We start from the raw sequence: 20511 nt of genomic DNA, 5'->3' as shown, positions 1-20511 counted from the left end.
CATTGACCTTGGCGAGGGGTCGCAAATGACCCAGGACAATTTCGGGAGAGAACATGATTTTCGATACCCTGAAGCAACGCATGGGGGGGAAAGATCAACTCAATCCCATGCAAATAGCGCATCACACCCTGTTCACGGCCCGCGAAAAAATCGAGTTGCTCCACCAACTCAAAGCCGAGGCTACTGGCGCGAAAACCGAAGGCGCCTCGGTGGCCTATGAACCAGAAGAAATTGACCAGGCAATCGCTGAAGTACGCGAAGGCGTGGAAAGCAGCGTGGGCACCGAGACAGTGTTCAAAGGGGATTATTGATGGCCAGAAAAGGTGACAAGCAGGCCCCTCCGATGGCGGAAGTGGACCATCTGGTGGACGAAAATTCAGCAATGCTGGATGTTCCCGACGGCTCGGGCCTCAAGGTGGCCGGCGAGCACGATGCTACCGTCGGCTCAACCGGACCGACCAATTGGTGGCTCTACGGCCTGGGCGCCCTGGCGATCATCGTGGCCATTCTGCTGGTGATGCAGATCTTCTCGGGCGCGCCAGGCACAGACATGCAGCCAGGTACGCCGACGTCTGAACCGGTGGTCGAGACTCCGGCACAATAAAAAGGCGCGATCCTGGGGACCGCGCCTTGAACGATAAGATTGAGCGCTATCAGCCGCGGATTGGCGATAGCTGAATTTCCACGCGACGGTTCTGCGCCCGTCCGGCCTCTGTGGCATTGGACGCGATTGGCGAGGTCTCGCCCTTGCCTTCGATGTAGAAGCGACGCTGATCGATGCCCTGATTGGCCAGAATGGTCGCGACGGAGACGGCGCGGCGCTGGCTCAGTGCGAGATTGTAGGCGTCGTCGCCCTGGCTGTCGGTATGGCCATAGACATCGACAATAGTCTTCTCGAACTTCTTGAGCACCAAGGCAACCGAGACCAGGGTCTGGTTGAATTGAGGCTGGACCGTCGACTGATCGGTCGCAAAAGTGATGTTCGATGGCATGTTAAGAATGATCTGGTCGCCCACGCGGGTGACCGACACGCCGGTACCCTGCAGTTGAGCGCGCAATTCGGCTTCCTGCTGATCCATGTAATTGCCGATGGCTGCGCCCGTCAGACCGCCAACGCCTGCGCCGATCAAGGCGCCAACACGTGGATCACCGCCCACAGCCGCGCCGACAATGGCGCCTGCCACTGCGCCGCCGCCAGCACCGAGCAGGCCACCGCCGGCGGTGTTGGAAATCCGGCTCTGGCCGGTATAGGGATCGGTGGTGGTGCAGGCGCTGAGCGCCAGGGTCGCGGCAAGGGCGACGAGAACCTTCGACTTCATAGACTTCCCCCAAGTAAGGATTCGGTAATGGTGGCCTTGTGTTGCCCTCTCAATAAGGCAGGAGCGTGATGAGGGGAAGAGCCTGAACCGGGGATGAATGACCGTTCAGCGTTCGGTCCACGCATCAGCCATGGCGTAGGATAGAGCGGCCAGAGGCCAGCCACCCAGGATGGGCATCAGCGAGAACACAGAATAACCCAGCGCGTCATCGACCGTACCGCGCCACAACCAAAAGACTATCTGTTCCAGAACAAAGACCAGCGATGTCACGACCAGTACCCAGAACCAATCGTCATAACGATCGGAACTTCCGATCAGGATGGCAAGGGTGACGGTGGGCAGCAGGGCTGGCCCAAGCATCACAAGCAAGGTCTGAGGCTGAAACAGAATTGACGGGCCCATGGACCAGCCCCAGAGTATGGCGTGGACGGCAAAACCGACGCCAAATGCCAACAGGATCATTCGCGAGACCAGCGCAAATCGCCCTATCTTGTACCAGCTTCTATCCATTGGCCCATCCGGCATCGACGAGGAACTGCTGTCCCGTGATCATGGCGCTGTCATCTGCGGCTAGAAACAGGGCCATGCGGGCGCAGTCTTCGGGGGAGATCGCCTCAGGGATCGCCTGTTGCTGCTTAATATTGGCAAGGTCGGCCGCGGTGACCCAGAGTTCGCGCTGACGCTGGGTCATCACCGCGCCGGGGACCAGGGAATTGACGCGAATGCCAGATTGCCCCAGTTCGCGGGCCATGGCACGGGTCAGGCCGTGTGTGGCTGCCTTTGCCGTTTCGTAGACCGGGATGCCGGGCGCCATGATCATCCAACTGATCGAACCGTAATTGATGATCGATCCCCTGCCCGCTTTGGCCATGCCAGAAGCCACCGCCTGAATGGCAAAGAAGGCATGCTTGAGATTGACGGCCATGCGCTGATCCCATTCCTCCGGCGTCACCTCGTTCCATTGGTGGCGCTGGTCGTGCGCTGCGTTATTGACCAGAACGAGTGCATCGCCGTGCCGTTCGGCGCATTCAGCGATGGCGGCCTGGTAGGCCGAAATGTCAGTGACGTCACAGGCGATGAAATGCACGGTGTGGCCCGACTCGTTCAGTTCGGCAGCCAGGGCGTTGCCGGCGTCCTCTGCAATATCGACGAAGCCGACCTTGGCACCCTGCCCGGCGAAGGCGCGCACCATGGCCTCGCCAATTCCCGAGGCGCCGCCGGAAATGACGACGGGGCAGTCGTTGAGGCTGGGATAGGCGGCATAATGCGTCATGGTGTGGTCCGGATCGGTTAGGTTTTCCGGGGTCATATAATCCTACCGGGCACCCGGTCCGCAACCCTCTTGATGTACGTACATCAAGAGGGTTGCGGAGGCTTGTCGCGGTTATCGGGGAAGATTCAGTGCAATTTCTCGACCGCCGGCGCCATGGTGTGAGGACCGACGTCGCGCTGCTCCACCTCGGCAAGCAGGCTCATGATCTTGTCGACATGAGCGACGTGGCGCTGTTCCATGGAAAAGTTTAACGTCACATATTGGCGACCGGGGCAGAAGGTGCAGATGTTGACCTCACTGTGCCAGGCGCCACAGTAGAGCGGCTCCACCATGCCATGGGTGAGCGGTCCATAGGTGCGGTGCGGCGGCACCAGGGTCAGCACGATGTCATTGCCGCCATTGAAGCGCCAAAAGCGCTTGTTGGGCAGGAAGGGAAGCACCCGGTTGACCGCCCGCATGGCCTTGAACATGGACATGATGACAACCTGGAAGGACGTAATGTCCTTCTGCTCGATACCGGCGACCGTGTCATCGACGGCCCGGACATAGTCGACAAAGTCGTCCATCACCTTGAACTTGGCTTCCAGCGCTCGGACACGGAAGAAGTCATCGTCGGTGCTGTTCCGCTTGGTGTCGAGCATGGTGTAGTTGGCGCCGATGACCTTCTTGCTCATATGCTTTTCTGCGCCCTCGCCATTGAGGGCGTGGGTGACCAGCGCAAACATCAGTGAGCGCTGGCGAACGCCAAGCTTGTTGGCCAGTTTGCGCAGACGGTGGCGTTCGATGGCCAGAGTGCGGAAGCCCCAGGGCTTTTCCTTTGGCGCCAGGATATTGGCCAGCAGCAGGTAAATCAGCGTGGTCATGCCACCGCGCAGCGCGCTTCTCAGCCGATCACCCCAGGCCAGTTTGTTCGATTTGTCAGATTGCACGCCATGGCTGGCTGACGCAGAGCGGGTCAAGAGGGCCGAATCCGAGCCTTCCAGCAAGGCGTGGCTGGAGCGAACCTGGAGAACGGCGGCGCGCCCTTCACTGTCGGGGCCATCGCGGCGCACCGCGGCCATGACGCGGAACAGCGGCAGATCCTCACGTTCAAAGATATCGGACGATTTCGAGAGCCATTTGTCGGGATAGCCGTCGAGCTCGTCGACCATTTCGACCGATGTGATGGCGTCGAGCAGGTGCTTGGGAAAAGGCTGACCCGGCTTGGCGCCAACAAAGCCGTGGGTGAGTTGCGGCGCCAGGGCGATCATCTCGGCAACCATGTTGCCCAGGGCGTCCTTGTCATAGCTTCTGGTGGAGAAGGCCGTGAAAAAGACGGTGTCCTTGCCCTTATATAGAAACCACTGGAAATCGGTGAACAGTGCCTGCGGGTTCTTTTCCACCGCGGCCCGCGCCAGTGCCAGCGCGTCGACCTGCTCGCCCGCAAAACTTGAAGACGAAAAACTCTTCACTTCGATACCCCCCAAAACCCCTCCTGGGATATTTATCTAAGCGTATGGCTGGCTCTGGATCAACAATTACCGTCTGTCCCGGTTAATTGTGCTGCCAAGTTGAAGGATGATGGCTTGGAGGAGAGAGAGGCACCCTGACGCTCAAACAGGCTTGTTGCAGGGATACCGCAGCCCCGATCTTTGGGCCGTGAACTTGAGAGCCCTATCCACGCCGCCTTTTTTCCTAGACTTTGGTCCAATATTCCGTTGGCCTTTTGCCCATTGGCAGGCGAAAATAAGAAACTTAGAATAACTCTCATGTAGTGAGGTCGCCCCCTCGGACGACAAGGGTTTAGCGACATGTGCGCGTCGAATTGACCTATACCAATGCGGCGTCTCGGGGATTAGGTAGAGCACGAAAGAGCCAGGTCCGGCCGCCCCGCCGTTCCAGTGCTCGCAAAGGAATGGCTCCCATGGACTATCGCGGTATTTTCGAGGATGCAGTCGATACGCTGCGCGCAGAGAAGCGCTATCGCGTCTTCGCCGACCTTGAGCGCATCGCCGGCAAGTTTCCCAAGGCGATGTATCGCGACGATGCGGACAATGCCCGCGAGATCACCATCTGGTGCTCCAACGACTATCTGGGCATGGGCCAGCACGAGAAGGTGGTGACCGCCATGCAGCAGACCGCCGCCTCCATGGGCGTGGGCGCAGGTGGCACGCGCAATATTTCCGGGACCAACCGGCCGCTGGTCGAGCTTGAGCGTTCGCTCGCAGATCTGCACCGCAAGGAAGCCGCGCTGGTCTTCACCTCGGGCTTTGTGTCCAACGAAGCGGCGATCTCGACCATTGCCCGGCTGCTGCCCGACTGCATCATCTTTTCGGATCAGCTCAACCACGCCTCGATGATCCAGGGCGTGCGCCAATCGGGCATGGAGAAGAAAATCTTCCGGCACAATGATGTCGCGCACTTGCGCGAATTGCTCAGCCAGGTTGATCGCAAACGGCCCAAGCTGATCGCGTTCGAGAGCGTCTATTCGATGGATGGCGATGTCGCGCCGATCAAGGAGATCTGCGATCTGGCCGAAGAATTCGGGGCGCTGACCTATATCGACGAAGTGCACGCGGTGGGCATGTATGGCCCGCGCGGCGGTGGCATCGCCGAGCATGAAGGCCTGATGGACCGGATCGACGTCATCGAAGGCACGCTGGCCAAGGGGTTTGGCGTGATGGGTGGCTATATCGCCGCCAATCGCTCGATCATCGATGCGGTGCGCTCCTATGCGCCCGAATTCATTTTCACTACCGCCCTGCCCCCGGCGCTCTGCGCGGCCGCCCGCGCCTCAATCGAGCATTTGAAGGGCAATGGCGAAGAACGCCTGATGCATCAGCGTCAGGCGCGGCTGACCAAGGCGATCCTGGCCGATGCCGGCCTGCCGGTGATGAATTCCGACACCCATATCGTGCCGCTGATCGTGGGCGATGCGCGGGCGGTCAAGGCGGCCAGCGACATGCTGCTCGACAAGCACAATATCTATATCCAGCCGATCAACTATCCCACGGTTCCCAAAGGTACCGAACGGCTGCGCATCACCCCGACGCCGCTGCATAGCGACGAGATGATCTTCGAATTGCGCCACGCGCTGGTGAGCGTATGGACGAGCCTCGAGCTCCCGCGGGAGCGGGCCGATGCGGCCATTACCGCCAGCAAGCTGACCAGCGGCGATCTGACCCTGCCCAGCCTGGGCGGTTGAGCAGACGGCATTGCCGTCAGCAATGATCGAAAATCGTTCCGTACTGCACAGGGCATGCCGATGCGCGGATCAACGCATCGGTCTCCGGGTTCAGAAATGGACGTAGGGCGGATGGTCAATTGCCGACCCCTAACAAGTCATTCGCGCGTCTACTGCCATACCACTTTAGCTGACGGTCGAGCTTAGGACTGCGTCAGGCAGCTTGACTGCTCGGCGGCGAAAGAGTTGAAGAACGGCTCCCTGCCTGGCCTAGTCTCAACATGCAGGCCAGAGATAATACGACAACCACTGTCGCTGCGGGCAAGTGGCCCAACGCCAAGGTTGGTTGAGTAGATGGGATCGGGGTTTCTTTCCTCGTGGGATCCGGAAGCTACCAGCAACCGCCGTTCCTGTATGAACGCGGACACAAAGGCGGCCTCTTCGACTGATGTCACGGATGGAACGTTGGGAGCTAATCGGACCTCGCACGAACGTCGCTTATCGGGGTATGCCCCTTCCACCAGGACGAACGAAGAACCGGGTGGCTGCCAGCTTTGCTCGCGCACCTCATACCCAGGCATCAACGGTGTGTCCAATCCCTCAACGGTGATAGGTGCAACACGCATAATGGAAGGCCCGAGGTCGATTAACCCTTGGGTGTTCAATTTCTCGCCTTGCTCAATGGCGATACGGCAGCGCGTCCAGAGTTGCCGCCACGTTTCTACATCCAGTTCGCTCGCCCGAGCTTCTGATGAAAGGCAGATAGCGATCATCAGCGGATAGAAGGAAGAAAAGCGCACCTGCACCTCAAAGTGGAACCGCAGCGGAAACTTGACCTCTCGGAGGAATCCTAAAACCCGTTCGGCCGTTGGTCTGCTATAGCAAGCCCTCCGCCAGAAGCCGATAGTCAGCTAACCACCCCATAGCCGCCATTACCATTTTCGCAGCCCCTCCTCGGGTCACGCCGCTGGCGTGACCAGCCCTGCTGGCCCGCTACCGCCATTCGAGCGTAGCGCTCATGGCCTTCTTGCCTTCGATCGCTCCACTGGAGCGATCGAACCTGCGGACCGGCTACCTCGCCATTCGAGCGTAGCTCTCATGGCCTTCTTGCCTTCGATCGCTCCACTGGAGCGATCGATCCTGCGGACCGGCTACGAAGTCAGTACGATGCGCATGAGGTCGGCGGTGTTGCGGGCGCCGAGCTTTTCCATGACGCGGGCGCGGTGGACTTCGATGGTGCGGGGGGAAATGCCGAGCTCGCGGCCGGCTTCCTTGTTGGACTGGCCATTGGTGATCAATTGCAGCACTTCGCGCTCACGCGGAGTGAGCTGGGAGAAACCGCGCACCTCGACGGGGCGGCCACCGGCCTGCATGGCGCCCAGATGTATATCCTTACGCAAGGCGTCGCGAATGACAGTGAGCAGCAATTCGTTGTCGATGGGTTTGCTGAGCACATCGGTCGCACCCAGCTTCATGGCGGTTACCGCAGCTTCCAATTGCGGTTCGTTGGCTAGCATGACAACCGGAGCGCCGGTGCGCAGCTCCTTGACCCGACGCAGCAGGCCCAGTCCATCTTCCTCGCCCTGGTTGAGATTGATCACCGCCACATCTGGCCGTCGGCGCTCCAGCGCTGCGCGAAAGTGCGCGGATGCAAGCGAAAAGATGGTCTGAAACCCTTCCAGACGAAACAGCACGCTGAGCGCTTCGCAGGTGCCCGGATCCGGATCGACGATATGGACCAGACGGTCCCGGTTGAGAAATGCGTGATAGTAGGAATGCGTGTTCATGCCATAGCCCCTTCCGGCAAGTTCGCTTCAGAAACGGTCGCCGGGGCGCACAACATTCCGCATGGCGAAGGCACATTCGCTTCCGCCCCGCTGCACCTCTGCCCAGGTGTCCCGCAAGTGTAGTTTGCTCTAAGTGGTGGCGCCGTCCGATACGATGAATCCGTAGGATGGACTACCTATGCTATAGGTATATATTCAGTTTGCTGGTTGTCAACGACTTTATTCCTACGTTTGTTGCTGACAAAAGGCCGGCATTGTTGCCGGCCTTTCAGAATAGCACTTCCGGGTCAGGCCTTGCCGCCAGCCTGAATGGCGTCACGAATTTCGGTGAGCAGCACTTCTTCCCTGGAGGGCGCGGGCGTCGCTTCGACCGGTTCTTTGGCGACCTCGCGCTTCATCGAATTGATGCCCTTGATCACTATGAACAGGACCATGGCAATAATGGTGAACTTGACCACGGCATTGATGAACAGCCCGATATTGAGCGTGGCCACGCCCGCCTCCTGCGCGACGGCCAATGAGGGCACGGCCACATCATCGGGGTTGGACAGCACGACGAACAGATTCGAAAAATCAATACCGCCCAGCAACAGGCCAATGAGCGGCATGAAGATGTCGTCAACAAGAGACGATACAATGGCCCCGAACGCAGCACCGATGATCACACCGATGGCCAGATCAATCATGTTGCCTTTGACGGCAAAGTCCCGAAATTCCTTGAATATGCTCATTTGATCCCCCTTGAAATATTGCTGCTACCCCGCAGCAGCGAAGACTGAGATTGCTAACACACGTGGATTGAAAGGCTTTTGGCAGAAAAAGCAATGGTTCCAAGGGCGGTCTTGCGCCGGGCCGGGCCGGGGCTGATAAGGTCGAGACACCTCAACCTGCCATTGTGCGATCAAGATGAGTCTGCTCGACCACGATCCGACAAGCGCCATTGCGCTGGCCATCGACCATATTCCGCAGGGCGTCGCCGTGTTCGATGCCGGCTTGCGTCTGGTGACGTCCAACCTGCGCTATAACAGTCTGCTGCACTTACCCCAGGAGTTGACCCGCCCCGGCTCGGCGCTGTTCGACATAGCCCTGTTCATGGCCGAGCGCGGTGATCTTGGTCCAGGGGACGCCGCGCAACTGGCTATCGAGCGGATCAAGGAACTGACCGCAGCACCAACCAGCGTGACCCAGCGCCGGGGCAATTCCGGCCAGGCCCTAGAATTTCATTCGAGCCGGCTGCCCAATGGCGGGCTGGTCGTCAGCTTTTCAGACGTGACCGCGCGGGTGCGTGCCGAACAGCAGCTGGCACAGGTCAACCAGACCCTGGAGCGGCGGGTGGAGGAGCGCACCGCCGCGCTCAAGCAGGTCAATACCGAGCTCGAAGCGGCGCGCGCCAAGGCCGACGCTTCCAATCACGACAAGACGCGGTTTCTGGCGGCGGCCAGCCATGACCTGTTGCAGCCGCTCAATGCGGCACGGCTTTATACGTCCACGCTGATCGAGCGCGCCAAATCGACCGGCTTTGCCGAACTGGCCAATTCCATCGAAGCTTCGCTGACGGCGGTAGAAGATATCATGTCAGCGCTGCTCGACATCTCACGCATCGACAGTGGCGCGCTCAAGCCGGCGCCGGCGCCCATTCAGGTGCAGGACCTGCTCAAGAAAACCGAGGTCGAATTTGCCCCGATGGCCCGGGAGCGTTCGATCTCGCTGCGGATCGTCGCCACCAAGGCCAGCGTGATGGCGGACCGCTCGCTGGTGGGGCGCATTGTGCAAAACCTGGTATCGAATGCCATCAAATATACCCCGGTGGGGGGCACAGTGCTGGTGGGGCTGCGCAAACGCGGCAATCGCTGGCGACTGGACGTCGTCGATACGGGCATTGGTTTCAACAAGGACCAGCACAGATTGGTCTTTGCCGAGTTTTCCCGGCTCGAACGCGGCGCGCGCATGGCACAGGGGCTGGGCCTGGGCCTGTCCATCGTGCAGCGCCTGGTGACGGCACTCGGGTTAACACTGGAGCTGGATAGCCGCGAGGGCAGCGGCTCACGATTTTCGATCTATCTTCCTGCGGTGCGCAATGCCCGGCCGACCAGTCAACCAGAAGCCGCGGCGCCGGAACCCAGCTTTGGCACGCTGAGCATGAAAGTGCTGTGCGTGGACAATGAACGCGCCATACTCGAGGCCATGGAAGGATTGCTCAGCCATTGGGGCTGCGAGGTGCGCACGGCGCTCTCGCTCAAGCAGATCGATCGCGAGCAATTACTGGAAGGCTGGTATCCTGATCTGGTGCTGATGGACTATCACCTGGACCAGACCTCGGGCCTGGATGCGATCGAGTGGCTGCGGCACAATATCGGCGGACATCTACCCGCAGCATTGGTGACGGCCGACCGCAGCCCTGCGGTGCGGGCGCTGGCGGAGGATCGCGGCATTGCCGTGGTCACCAAGCCGGTGAAGCCGGCTGCCCTGCGCGCGACAATCAGCGGCCTGGCCAATCAGGGCGGCGGCAAGCGCGTGGTCTGACCCGGTTTTATGCGCTGTCAGCCGCCGCGCCAGGTCGGCTCGCTCATCTGCGGCAGATTGTAGAATTGGCGCACCACGTCCCAGCCTTCTTTGGCCGTATCGACCACGGTGAACAGGTCGGTATCGTCCGGGGAGATGGTGCCAGCCTCGGCCAGGGCCTCAAGATTGATGACCTTGGTCCAGAAGTCCTTGCCGAACAGCAGGATGGGGATACGGTCCATGCGGCCGGTCTGGATCAGGGTCAGGCTCTCGAAGAACTCGTCCAGTGTTCCGAAGCCACCCGGGAACACCGCGACCGCCTTGGCCCGCATCAGGAAGTGGATTTTGCGGGTGGCGAAGTAGTGGAAATTGAAGCTCAGATCCGGCGTCACGTAAAGATTGGGCGCCTGTTCGTGCGGCAGAACGATATTGAGCCCGATCGAAGGCGCGCCCATATCGGCTGCGCCGCGATTGCCCGCTTCCATCACGCCCGGCCCGCCTCCGGTGGTCACGACATATTCCTTGTAGTCCATCGAGGCGGCGGTCTGCGAGGCAAACTGAGCAAACTTGCGCGCCTCGTCATAATAGCGCGACGCGGTCTCGAGATTTCGGCGCTGGGTTTCGTTCTTGGCTGCCCAGGCCGGCTTGCCTGGTTCGGGAATACGCGCGCCACCAAACAGCACCACTGTCGAATTGATGCCATGTTCGCGCAGGCGGAATTCGGGCTTGAGATATTCGAGCTGGAACCGCACCCCGCGTGTATCTTCGGAGGTCATGAATTCGTCGTCGGCAAAGGCCAGGCGATAGGCAGCGCTGCGCGTCTGAGGCGTGTCAGGCGCCTTGCGCGAGACGGCAACGTCCTCGCTGGAGGTGCGCAGGGATGTCGGATGGCGACGTTTAGACAAGACAAACTCCCGTTTGGATGGCGCTACACCTCAGCGCCCATTCTGCCCGGCCTTATTAAAGCGAAGCAGAGGACCACTCTGTCGGCAAAGGCCTAAGAAGGGCATAACCAGCGGAAGGGTCTCGAGCAAGGGCGAGGCAGGGCCAATCGGTTCACGAGTGTGGAAGCGGCCCAGAGCCGACCCGAACCGGAAATTACCGCCGCGCCGCGCATGCGAATACTTTCGTGCCGCGAATTTGTCTTTATATCGAACACCGATGAGCTGAAATCTTTACGACTCCTCAATATTCGCATGGCCTTCTGATATCCGGAGGGCAAACAATTGTTGCTGTTCACGGATCGGGAACTGGTACAGGAGGGTGAACTCAAGCGGCTGATCATGCGCGGCATATGTCGCATGTTTCCGCTTCGGTCAGCGCCCACCTTCAGAATCGACAATGCAGTGATCCTGTGTGACGTCGATCTAGAGAATTTCGCAAGTGCCCACCAGCTGCGCTCGGCACTGGCCGTGCATCGCTCGGCTGAAAGTCCGGTCGTTTTCCTGCTAAGGGAGAGAAACCACCACACCGAATCCCAGGCCCGGGCTTTGGGGGCCAGCGACCTGCTCAGCGGTGAGGAGGGTATCAACGCCGCGCTCAGGCAGCTGATGGCCAAGTTTCCGTTTCTCAACGCCCATCAAAGCTGCGTACCGCCCGAAACGCAGCGCGCTATCGAAGACCTGCTCGAGCCCAACACATGGAACGCCGCCGGCAATCATGGCGGGCTGATCGATGCGGGCGCTCAGGCCGTCCTCGACGCGATCGAGGCAGAGGGCATCCAGCACTGGATGAATGAAGTGCTGTCCTACGACAATCTGACCTACCAGCATTGTCTGCTGGTGGCGGGCACGGCCGCCGCGTTTGGCTCGTCACTGGGGTTTTCGCGCGAAGACAAGGTTCGCCTGACCACAGCCGGGTTCGCGCACGACGTTGGCAAAGCCTTCATACCACTTGATATTCTAAACAAGGAAACGGCCCTGGACGCGGCAGAAATCGCCAATGTCCGGCGGCATCCGATGATCGGCTACGCCATTCTCAAGGAGCACGGCGTTCAAAATACGGATGTGCTGAGCAGTGTGCGATCGCACCATGAATTGCTGGACGGCTCTGGCTATCCGGCTGGCCTGATGGGTAACAGCCTGCCGGACCTGGTCAAGATGGTGACCATCTGCGATGTCTTTTCGGCACTGGTGGAGCGTCGGACCTACAAGCAACCGGCCACCTCCGAAGCGGCCTATGACTATCTGACGGATAATGAACAGTGGTTCGACCAGGCGCTGGTGCGGGCCTTTCGACGCAGTATTCTGCCGACATGACGCCCGCGTGAGGGCGTCACTGGCTGGGGGGCTCGCCTCTCGTTATCCCGCCCCCCTTGCAACCTGGTTTCAAAATCCGCATATAGGCGGCGGGAGGTTGGCGCGGACGTGTTCCTCGCCAACCGGGTCAGGTCCGGAAGGAAGCAGCCCCAACGAGATCCTCACGGGTCGATGCCAGCCTCCTACTCAATTCCCTGTTCAGAAGCGGGCTTCCAGCGGCGCAATATCGGCAATGGCCTTTTGCGAGATGGATCGGCTTGCCCTATGTTCCGGGCATGACCAATGCCAGATTCCCCAGCAAGAAGGACAAGGACAGGCCGCATGGCTGACACTCAGACCACGCCCTATCTGGTCCTGGCCCGCAAATATCGCCCGCGCGACTTCTCGACACTGGTCGGGCAGGACGCGATGGTACAGACGCTGGGCAATGCCTTTTCGCAGAACCGCATCCACCACGCCTTCATTTTGACCGGCGTGCGCGGCGTGGGCAAGACCACTACGGCCCGCATTCTGGCCCGCGCTTTCAACTATGAAGACGAGACCGGCCGCCATCCTACGCTGGAACTGGAAACCGAAGGCGCCCATTGCCGCGCGATCATCGAGGGGCGGCATGTTGATGTGGTGGAGATGGACGCGGCGTCCAATACCGGCATCGGCGATATTCGAGAAATCATCGACTCGGTGAAGTACGGGCCGGTCTCGGCCCCCTACAAGGTCTATGTGATCGACGAGGTGCACATGCTCTCGACGGCGGCCTTCAACGGGCTGCTCAAGACACTCGAGGAGCCGCCGCCCTATGTGAAGTTCATCTTCGCGACCACCGAAATCCGCAAGGTGCCGGTGACGATCCTGTCGCGCTGCCAGCGTTTCGATCTGCGGCGCATTCCGGCCGATGTGATGTCGGCCTATCTCGAAAAGATCCTGGGCCAGGAAGGCATCGGCTTTGAGCCGGACGCGCTGGCCATGATCGTGCGGGCCGGTGAGGGATCGGCGCGCGACTCCCTCTCACTGCTGGACCAGGCTATTGCCCATGGCAATGGTTCGGTGAGCACGGCGACGGTCAAGGCCATGCTGGGCCTGGGGGATCGGGCGCGGATCATCGATTTGTTCGAAGATTTGATGGGCGGACGGATCGCCGAGGCCCTGAGTGCACTCAAGGAACTCTATGATCTGGGCGCCGATCCGCAGACCCTGCTTGCGGATCTTGCCGAATTCACCCATCTGGTGACCCGCATCAAGGTGGTGCCCGCGGCGGCGGATGATGCCTCGCTGACCCCGGACGAGCGGACGCGCGGTGCCGATCTGGCGCAGCGTCTGCCGATGCGGGCGCTGACCCGGGCCTGGCAGATCCTGTTCAAGGGCAATGAGGAAACCGGGCGGGCCGGCAATGCGCTGCAGGCGGCCGAAATGACGCTGATACGCCTGGCCTATGCGGCCGATCTGCCCAGCCCGGACGATGTAATTTCCAAGCTCACCCAGCAAGGCAGCCTGCCCTCGGGCGGAGGCAGCGCGCCGCCTGCGCCGCGCGGACCATCTGGCGGCGCGTCCGCGATGCGCGTCGAAGCCGTGCAGACCAGCCCAACGCCTGCCTCCGTCGCCGCGCCTTCCCCAGCGGTGCCGGCATCGCGGCCACAGGCCGTTGCGCAGCCGGCGCTCGCCACGGTGGCGTCCTACAAGGACCTTATCGCGCTGGCCGCTGCCAAGCGCGACGTGCTGGTCAAGCTGGCACTTGAAAGCCAGATGCGTCCGGTTTCGTTCGAGCAGGGCCGGATCGAGGTCGCCTTGAGCGATGGCGCCGACCCCGGGATTATCTCTACGCTTTCGGCGCGCCTGCAGGCCTGGACCGGGCAACGCTGGCTGGTGATGGTCTCGACCAAGGCGCCTGAAGGACTGACCATCCGACAGGAGAAAGAGCAGCGCAAGGAAGCGGCCACGGCCGCCGCGCATGACGATCCACTGGTCAAGGCCATATTGGAAACATTTCCCGGCGCCAAGCTGGTGAACGTGACGGTGCGCGACGATGAAGCCACGCCCGCCGAACTGGCTCCGCCCCCATTTGAAGAGGACGACGAATGAAAGACATCATGAACATGATGAAGGCCGCCGGCGAGATGAAGGCCAAGATGGAGGCCATGCAGGCCGAATTGGCGGATCTGGTGGTTGAAGGCCGCTCGGGCGGCGGCATGGTCAGCGTGTCGCTGAGCGGCAAGGGCGAGATGAAGGGCATCAAGATCGATCCTTCATTGCTCAAGCCGGAAGATGCCGAAATGGTCGAAGACCTGATCATTGCCGCCTTCAACGACGCCAAGGGCAAGAGCGAAGCTGAAGCCCAGCGCAAGATGGCGGACGTAACGTCCGGCCTGCCGATCCCGCCAGGCATGAAGCTGCCGTTTTAGGCTGGCCCCGCTGTGGCCTCCGGCGGACCTGAAATTGAACAGTTGATCCAGCTTCTGGCGCGCCTGCCAGGGCTCGGTCCGCGCTCGGCGCGGCGAGCGGTGCTGCACCTGATCAAGAAGAAAGAGCAGCTCATGCTGCCGCTTTCGGCTGCCTTGGACCGCGCCGTGCTCGCGGTCAGGAGTTGCGAGGTGTGCGGCAATGTCGACACCTCCTCACCCTGTTCGATTTGTGCCGATCCGCGACGCGGAGAGAGCGGCATTATGATCGTTGTGGAAGACGTGGCCGATCTCTGGGCGCTGGAGCGCGCCGGGGTGGGCCAGGTGCGCTATCATGTGCTGGGGGGTGTCCTATCGCCGCTTGATGGCGTGGGGCCCGATGATCTCAATATCGAGGGCCTGATCGCGCGGGCGCACGAGTATTCAGAAATCGTTCTCGCCATGAATGCTACGGTAGAGGGACAAACAACCGCCCATTACATTACCGATCGGCTGACGGGGACAAGTATCCGTGTGACACGGCTCGCCCATGGCGTGCCCGTGGGCGGAGAGCTCGACTATCTCGACGAAGGCACGCTGAGCCAGGCGCTCAAGGCGCGGACCGTGATCTGATTGTCCCTGCCCTCCCCTGGGCCGGGGAGGGATTGGGAATGCGGCGGCTGGCTGGCGAATTAATGCTCGCCTAGTTCAAATGCGGGTCGAATTCCTCGCTGCCGTGCCAGGCATTGTCATCGTCAACGGGGCCATCCTCGTCTTCCTCATAGAAGACCTCTTCCCCGATCAAGGCATCGCGCGCATCGGTATCGTCGGGCGATAGGGCATCAAGGTGATCGGCGGGATCAGATGACATGGCGGCGTCGATATTGCCCGTTTCTTCTGTGTTATCGAGATCACGCTGCAATTCGGCGATGGCACGATCGAGTTCCTCGAGCATATAGGCTGGGTCCTGACCACCGAAGTCACCACTTTCGCGCTCGGCTGCCTCATGGCGCATCTCCCATAGACGTGCCAAGCGATCTCGTGCCGGGCGGTCATCGCCATAGAGCAGATCCTCGATCTCACTCTGACTGTAGGGCTGGGCAATGCCCGGGGTATCGGCGTTATCGAAATTAGTCTCCTGGGGCACGAGGCTGCCCGGATGATGGTGATTTTGTACCATGTGGGGTCTCCCGTTTTGAACCACACAACCGGAACGCAGGGAAGCCCGGAGAGTTCGTCCGCCAATACCGATTGTGAACGGAACCGGAGATCGACCAACATGGCATTGCGCAAGGGTTCGCCAGTGAAATGGAACTGGGGCGCGCATGAAGCGCGCGGCAAGATCGTGGACCGCTTCACCAGCGAGGTCAGCCGAACGATCAAGGGAACAGAGGTGACCCGGCAGGCCAGCAGGAAGGAGCCGGCTTACCTCATCGTCCAGGAGGATGGTGACCGAGTGCTCAAGAGCCGCAGCGAAGTCGAGCGCGCAGACTAGTTGAGGTCGCCCGGCTCGTCCTTGACCAGCCGCAATGTGGGCGCATCGTCGGTGCCACCATCCCATTTAGCGGGTATGGCCTTGCTGGCCTTTGCGCCAAGTTCGCGCAGCTTCTCGACACGTCGCACGACATTTCCCCGACCAGTCGAAAGTTGCTTACGCGCTTCGTCAAAGCTGTCCTGTGCTTTTCCGATGTGTCCGCCTAATTTGTCCATAGTGTCCAGGAAACCCGCCACTTTATCATAAAGTGCACCGGCACTTTCGGCGATTTCCTCGGCGTTCTGGTGACGTTTTTCGATGTCCCAGACATTACGGACCGTGCGTAGCACCGTCATGAGGGTCGTTGGTGTGGTGAGCATGACGCCCTTGCTCATGCCGAACTCCACCAGCTTGGCATCGTGCTGAATGGCCGTCGCCAGGGCAGATTCGATGGGCACGAACATCATCACATAGTCGAGGCTGGACTTGGCCGCGCGATGATAGGTCTTGTCGCCGAGCGTTGTGATGTGGCTGCGCACCGAGGTGATATGGGCGCGCAGGTGCTGGTCGCGATCCTCTTCCGGACAGTTGACGAAGGTTTCGAACGCGGTCAGGGAGACCTTGGAGTCGATAACCAGACGGTCGCCATTGGGCATGAGGATTTCGACATCGGTGCGCAGGCGCTGACCGTCATCGCCGCTATGGCTCTGCTGGGTGAAATATTGTTCGCCTTCGCGCAGCCCCGACTGCTCTAGAATGGTGGCCAGGATCATTTCGCCCCAGGCGCCCTGAGTCTGCGAATTGCCCTTCAGGGCGCGGGTGAGGTTCTGCGCTTCGGTGGTGATCTGAAGATTGCTCTCGGCCAGCGCACGAATGCGCTCACCCATGGCGGAGCGGTCTTCAACCAGGTTCTTGTGGAACTCGGTGATCTTGTCCTGCAGCGGCTTCAATAACGTATCGACCTGCTCGCGGTTCTGCTTGGTGAAGGTCTCGCCATGAGTGCGCAGCACATCGCCAGCGATGGATTTGAACTCGTCGGTCATCTGCTGGCGCGCTTCCATGAAGCGCTTCAAATTCGCTTCGTTCTGGCGCGCTTGTTCGTCAAGCCGGGTGCGCATTGCGGCCAGTTCCGATTGCAGTCCACCAGACTTTTCACGCTCGGCATCGAGCAAGTCAGCGGCACGATCGCGCTCCCTCTCAAGCTGAGCTTCAAGGTCCCGGATGCGCGTGTCACGGAAGGCGACCTGGTCGAGAAAGCTCGACTTCAGGCCTTCGGCCGTTTCCCGGGCCTGATTTTCAGCCCGGGCCGCGTTGGCGCGCGCCGAGGTGACAAGCCAGACAATCAGCAGGCCAACAAGAGCCAGGGCTGCCGCCAGCAGCGCCATGGCGGTGGTGACGGGGAACTGACCCAAGGTGAACAATGTCATATCGAGATCTTGCATGAGGTGAGCTTAGTGCGATTCTGCTGTTCGCAAAATGTTCTACTGCCACGGTGGATTGAACAGGGCCGGAGTTGACCCGAGGGCCGGAAATCGCCATATCGGGGGCAATCCATTCATCGCCGGACTTTTCTGCCATGGCCGTACGCCCCATTCTGATCATTCCCGATGCACGCTTGCGTGCCGTTGCCGACCCGATCATCGAGGTGGACGACGAGATCAAGTCGCTGGCCAAAGACATGCTCGACACCATGTATGACGCCCCGGGCATTGGCCTGGCCGCCCCGCAGATCGGGGTGATGAAGCGCATCGTGGTGATGGATCTGGCCGGCGAAGGTGAGCCGGCGGATCCATTGGTGATGATCAATCCCGAGATCACGGCATTTGGTGACCAGATGCAGGTGACCGAGGAAGGCTGCCTCTCCATTCCCGAACTCTACTACGAGGTCGAGCGGCCCAATGACGTGACGGTGACCTACACCGATCTCGAAGGGCAGGAAGTGGTGAAAGAGGCCGAAGGCAAGCTGGCCGTATGCATTCAGCATGAGCTCGATCACCTCGATGGCGTGCTCTATATCGATTACCTCAGCCGCCTGAAGCGCGATCGCGTCATCAAGAAATTCGACAAGGCCGCCAAGCGCGCCGCGGGCTGACCCGCTACACCGCCGCACGGACACCAGGGAGTCTGCCCCATGCGCGTTGTCTTCATGGGCACGCCCGAATTTTCCGTTCCCACGCTGACCGAGATTGTCTCGGCCGGGCATGAGGTGGTGGCGGTCTATAGCCGCGCGCCAAAACCTGCGGGGCGCGGTCAGGCCGAGCGCAAGAGCCCGGTGCACGAGGCAGCTGATGCCTTCGGTATACCAGTCTTCACGCCGCGCTCGCTCAAGGGCGCTGACGAGCAGGCTCAGTTCGCGGCGCTGGAGGCCGAGGTCGCGGTTGTTGTGGCCTATGGGCTGCTGCTGCCCAAGCCCATTCTCGAGGCGCCTGAATATGGATGCCTTAATCTGCATGGCTCGCTCTTGCCGCGCTGGCGTGGGGCCGCGCCCATTCAGCGCGCCATCATGGCTGGCGACAAGCAGACCGGCATTGTCGTGATGCAAATGGATGAAGGGCTCGATACCGGTGCGATGGGGCCGACCGAGATCATCCCAATCGCGCCCGACATGACAGCGGGCGAACTGCACGACCAGATGATGCGGCTGGGCGCCGACCTGATGGGCCGGGCGCTGGCGGCGCTGGAGCGCGGGAGTCTGGAGTTCACCCCGCAGCCCAAGAGTGGCGAGACCTACGCGGCAAAAATCGACAAGGCAGAGGCGCGGATCGATTTTGCCCGATCGGCCGAAGAGGTACACAACCTGATCCGGGCCCTGTCGCCCTTTCCCGGCGCCTGGTTCGAAATGGAACTCGGTGGCAAATCCGTGCGGATCAAAGCGCTACGTTCGAGCTTGGCTGCTGGTGAGGGAGTACCGGGCTCACTTTTGAACGACGACCTCACGATAGCGTGCGGCTCCGGTGCGGTGCGCCTGGCCCAGGTGCAGCGGGAGGGCAAGGGCGCCATGGATGCGGCGACTTTCCTGCGCGGCGCCGGGACGCTGCCCGCTAAAGTGACCTGATGCCGCGCTACAAGCTCACGATTGAATATGACGGAACCCCCTTCTCCGGCTGGCAGCGGCAGAAGGACCGGATGAGCGTGCAGCAGTCGCTGGAAGAGGCAATCGCCGGCTTTTCGGGCGAGACAATTACGACGCAAGCGGCCGGCCGCACCGATGCCGGAGTGCATGCGCTGGGCCAGGTGGCGCATTTCGACCTGTCGAAACAATGGGACCCGTTCCGCATTCGCGAGGCGCTGAATTACCATTTGCGGCCCCACCCGATTGTGGTGGTGGAAAGCGAGGCCGTACCCGACACCTTCGAGGCGCGGTTTTCGGCGACGGCGCGACACTATGAATATCGCATTCTCAACCGGCGGGCGCCGGCAGCCATAGAGCGAAACCAGGTCTGGCACGTGCCCAAGCTACTGGATGCGAAGAGAATGCATGAGGCGGCACAACTCATTCTGGGCCACCATGACTTTACCACCTTCCGCTCGTCCGAATGCCAGGCCAACTCGCCCATGCGTACTCTGGACGCGTTCGAGGTAAGCGGTGATGGCGAGATCATCGCCATTACCGCCAGTGCCCGCAGTTTCCTGCACCATCAGGTGCGGTCAATGGTGGGGTCGCTCAAGCTGGTAGGCGAGGGCAAGTGGAGCCCTGCCGATTTTCGCGCGGCCCTGGACGCGGCGGACAGAACGCGCTGCGGCGCCATGGCGCCGGCAAGCGGCCTGTTCCTGACCGGGGTCGACTACCCTTAGACTGGGCCCATGGTCTGCAGAATAATGCCACCCAGCACCATCAGGCCCACAAATTGCGCGACCACCTGAGCGACAATGAAAATGGCGATTTGCACCGGGGCAAGCGTGACAATGCGGCGGGCAATGTTGATCTCGATGATGATGCTGAGCAAACCCACGACCAGCAGCATGATGTCACTGCCGCCAAGCAGGACGATGCTGATCGCGCCGATCAGCGAGACGTAGAAGTTAACCCAGTTGTCAGCCACCAGATAGGGAAGGAAGCCATCGAGCCGGCCCATCATCTGCAGGACCATATAGGCCGCGCCGATCTGCAGGGCGAACAGTAGCCCCGAGAGCAGGGTCATACCAGCAGCCGTACCGGAAGGCGAGCCGACGCCAAGCAATTGCGGGCCGAAAACGCTGACCGCGATGGCCAGCACCAGGGCAATGAAACTACCGATCAGGCCGCGTTGGGAAAAATCGAAATAGCTGGCCGCATTCTGCCGCCCCAACACCAGGGCCCAAGCGCCGCGGGCGGCGTCCAGAGCTTCTTCAACAAAGGTCGGTGAGGACTGGGGCAAGGAAC

At 60.8% G+C, this 20511-nt stretch carries 23 protein-coding genes and 1 other RNA gene; 13 read left to right on the top strand and 11 right to left on the bottom strand.

What is annotated here, in order from left to right; translation table 11 throughout:
* Nucleotides 1-53 precede the first annotated feature (53 nt).
* Together GGR20_RS17550 and GGR20_RS17545 are read left to right on the top strand one after the other, a co-directional pair.
* Complete coding sequence (locus GGR20_RS17550) at nt 54-311, top strand: hypothetical protein (RefSeq protein ID WP_183312658.1); 258 nt, start codon at nt 54-56, stop codon at nt 309-311.
* Nucleotides 311-604, top strand: coding sequence for a hypothetical protein (locus GGR20_RS17545; RefSeq protein ID WP_183312657.1), 294 nt, complete (start codon nt 311-313; stop codon nt 602-604). Before GGR20_RS17550 ends, GGR20_RS17545 begins: the two co-directional genes overlap by 1 nt.
* A 49-nt stretch (nt 605-653) precedes the next feature.
* Here the strand turns inward: GGR20_RS17545 and GGR20_RS17540 are convergent, their stop codons facing one another.
* From GGR20_RS17540 to GGR20_RS17525, 4 genes are all read right to left on the bottom strand, one after another.
* Nucleotides 654-1319 (bottom strand): YiaD family glycine zipper/OmpA-like lipoprotein, encoded by a 666-nt coding sequence (locus GGR20_RS17540; RefSeq protein WP_183312656.1) that lies wholly within the window; start codon nt 1317-1319, stop codon nt 654-656.
* A 105-nt stretch (nt 1320-1424) separates the two neighbouring features.
* Nucleotides 1425-1829 carry a hypothetical protein gene (locus GGR20_RS17535; protein ID WP_183312655.1) on the bottom strand — a complete coding sequence of 135 codons (405 nt, stop codon included), beginning with the start codon at nt 1827-1829 and terminating at the stop codon, nt 1425-1427.
* Nucleotides 1822-2628, bottom strand: coding sequence for an SDR family NAD(P)-dependent oxidoreductase (locus tag GGR20_RS17530; protein WP_246349731.1), 807 nt, complete (start codon nt 2626-2628; stop codon nt 1822-1824). The genes GGR20_RS17535 and GGR20_RS17530 overlap by 8 nt, the downstream gene beginning before the upstream one ends.
* Nucleotides 2629-2717: 89 nt before the next feature.
* On the bottom strand, nt 2718-4058 hold the full coding sequence (locus GGR20_RS17525) for a hypothetical protein (protein WP_183312654.1): 1341 nt from the start codon (nt 4056-4058) through the stop codon (nt 2718-2720).
* A gap of 437 nt (nt 4059-4495) precedes the next feature.
* On the opposite strand from GGR20_RS17525, the gene hemA reads away from it, so the two are divergent.
* On the top strand, nt 4496-5776 hold the full coding sequence (hemA, locus tag GGR20_RS17520) for a 5-aminolevulinate synthase (protein WP_183312653.1): 1281 nt from the start codon (nt 4496-4498) through the stop codon (nt 5774-5776).
* A gap of 182 nt (nt 5777-5958) precedes the next feature.
* Here hemA and GGR20_RS17515 read toward each other — a convergent pair whose 3' ends face one another.
* The 3 genes from GGR20_RS17515 to mscL form a co-directional block, all read right to left on the bottom strand.
* Nucleotides 5959-6555 carry a hypothetical protein gene (locus tag GGR20_RS17515; RefSeq protein WP_183312652.1) on the bottom strand — a complete coding sequence of 199 codons (597 nt, stop codon included), beginning with the start codon at nt 6553-6555 and terminating at the stop codon, nt 5959-5961.
* A 351-nt stretch (nt 6556-6906) separates the two neighbouring features.
* Nucleotides 6907-7542 (bottom strand): response regulator transcription factor, encoded by a 636-nt coding sequence (locus GGR20_RS17510; RefSeq protein WP_183312651.1) that lies wholly within the window; start codon nt 7540-7542, stop codon nt 6907-6909.
* 287 nt (nt 7543-7829) lie between these two features.
* A complete protein-coding gene (gene mscL / locus GGR20_RS17505; protein WP_253560385.1) occupies nt 7830-8267 on the bottom strand; it encodes a large conductance mechanosensitive channel protein MscL in 438 nt (145 codons plus the stop codon).
* Between the two features lie 181 nt (nt 8268-8448).
* On the opposite strand from mscL, the gene GGR20_RS17500 reads away from it, so the two are divergent.
* Nucleotides 8449-10065: an ATP-binding response regulator gene (locus GGR20_RS17500; protein WP_183312649.1), complete on the top strand. Its 1617-nt coding sequence runs from the start codon at nt 8449-8451 to the stop codon at nt 10063-10065.
* A 17-nt stretch (nt 10066-10082) separates the two neighbouring features.
* On the opposite strand, the gene GGR20_RS17495 is transcribed toward GGR20_RS17500, so the two are convergent.
* Nucleotides 10083-10949: an LOG family protein gene (locus GGR20_RS17495; RefSeq protein ID WP_183312648.1), complete on the bottom strand. Its 867-nt coding sequence runs from the start codon at nt 10947-10949 to the stop codon at nt 10083-10085.
* A gap of 321 nt (nt 10950-11270) precedes the next feature.
* On the opposite strand from GGR20_RS17495, the gene GGR20_RS17490 reads away from it, so the two are divergent.
* The 5 genes from GGR20_RS17490 to recR all read left to right on the top strand — a co-directional run bounded on the left by GGR20_RS17490 (nt 11271) and on the right by recR (nt 15307).
* Nucleotides 11271-12302 (top strand): HD-GYP domain-containing protein, encoded by a 1032-nt coding sequence (locus GGR20_RS17490; protein ID WP_183312647.1) that lies wholly within the window; start codon nt 11271-11273, stop codon nt 12300-12302.
* Nucleotides 12303-12393: 91 nt separating this feature from the next.
* Nucleotides 12394-12489: signal recognition particle sRNA small type (gene ffs / locus GGR20_RS17485), an RNA gene on the top strand.
* Nucleotides 12490-12584: 95 nt separating this feature from the next.
* A complete protein-coding gene (locus tag GGR20_RS17480) occupies nt 12585-14378 on the top strand; it encodes a DNA polymerase III subunit gamma/tau (protein WP_276511953.1) in 1794 nt (597 codons plus the stop codon).
* Nucleotides 14375-14698, top strand: coding sequence for a YbaB/EbfC family nucleoid-associated protein (locus GGR20_RS17475; protein ID WP_116589409.1), 324 nt, complete (start codon nt 14375-14377; stop codon nt 14696-14698). The genes GGR20_RS17480 and GGR20_RS17475 overlap by 4 nt, the downstream gene beginning before the upstream one ends.
* Before the next feature lie 12 nt (nt 14699-14710).
* Nucleotides 14711-15307, top strand: coding sequence for a recombination mediator RecR (gene recR / locus GGR20_RS17470; protein WP_183312645.1), 597 nt, complete (start codon nt 14711-14713; stop codon nt 15305-15307).
* Nucleotides 15308-15377: 70 nt separating this feature from the next.
* Here the strand turns inward: recR and GGR20_RS17465 are convergent, their stop codons facing one another.
* Nucleotides 15378-15854, bottom strand: a complete 477-nt coding sequence (locus tag GGR20_RS17465; RefSeq protein ID WP_183312644.1) for a hypothetical protein — start codon at nt 15852-15854, stop codon at nt 15378-15380.
* 99 nt (nt 15855-15953) lie between these two features.
* Between GGR20_RS17465 and GGR20_RS17460 the strand changes: the two genes are divergently transcribed.
* The gene (locus GGR20_RS17460) at nt 15954-16169 is read left to right on the top strand and encodes a hypervirulence associated TUDOR domain-containing protein (protein WP_183312643.1); all 216 of its coding nucleotides are present in this window, start codon (nt 15954-15956) and stop codon (nt 16167-16169) included.
* Here GGR20_RS17460 and GGR20_RS17455 read toward each other — a convergent pair.
* A complete protein-coding gene (locus GGR20_RS17455; protein ID WP_183312642.1) occupies nt 16166-17575 on the bottom strand; it encodes a DNA recombination protein RmuC in 1410 nt (469 codons plus the stop codon). The two genes, GGR20_RS17460 and GGR20_RS17455, sit on opposite strands and share 4 nt — an antisense overlap.
* Before the next feature lie 149 nt (nt 17576-17724).
* Between GGR20_RS17455 and def the strand changes: the two genes are divergently transcribed.
* Genes def through truA form a run of 3 tightly spaced genes read left to right on the top strand, consistent with a single transcriptional unit; the run spans nt 17725 to nt 19943 of the window.
* Nucleotides 17725-18240, top strand: a complete 516-nt coding sequence (def, locus tag GGR20_RS17450) for a peptide deformylase (protein WP_183312641.1) — start codon at nt 17725-17727, stop codon at nt 18238-18240.
* A gap of 39 nt (nt 18241-18279) precedes the next feature.
* Nucleotides 18280-19203, top strand: coding sequence for a methionyl-tRNA formyltransferase (gene fmt / locus GGR20_RS17445; RefSeq protein WP_183312640.1), 924 nt, complete (start codon nt 18280-18282; stop codon nt 19201-19203).
* On the top strand, nt 19203-19943 hold the full coding sequence (gene truA, locus GGR20_RS17440) for a tRNA pseudouridine(38-40) synthase TruA (protein WP_183312639.1): 741 nt from the start codon (nt 19203-19205) through the stop codon (nt 19941-19943). The genes fmt and truA overlap by 1 nt, the downstream gene beginning before the upstream one ends.
* Here the strand turns inward: truA and GGR20_RS17435 are convergent.
* Nucleotides 19940-20506 (bottom strand): hypothetical protein, encoded by a 567-nt coding sequence (locus GGR20_RS17435; RefSeq protein WP_183312638.1) that lies wholly within the window; start codon nt 20504-20506, stop codon nt 19940-19942. The genes truA and GGR20_RS17435 overlap by 4 nt on opposite strands.
* Between the last annotated feature and the right edge of the window lie 5 nt (nt 20507-20511).

The organism is Devosia subaequoris, assembly GCF_014197055.1.
Lineage (GTDB): Bacteria > Pseudomonadota > Alphaproteobacteria > Rhizobiales > Devosiaceae > Devosia > Devosia subaequoris.
Note: the sequence above shows the minus strand (reverse complement) of the source record. Positions and strands in the feature narration are given on the sequence as shown.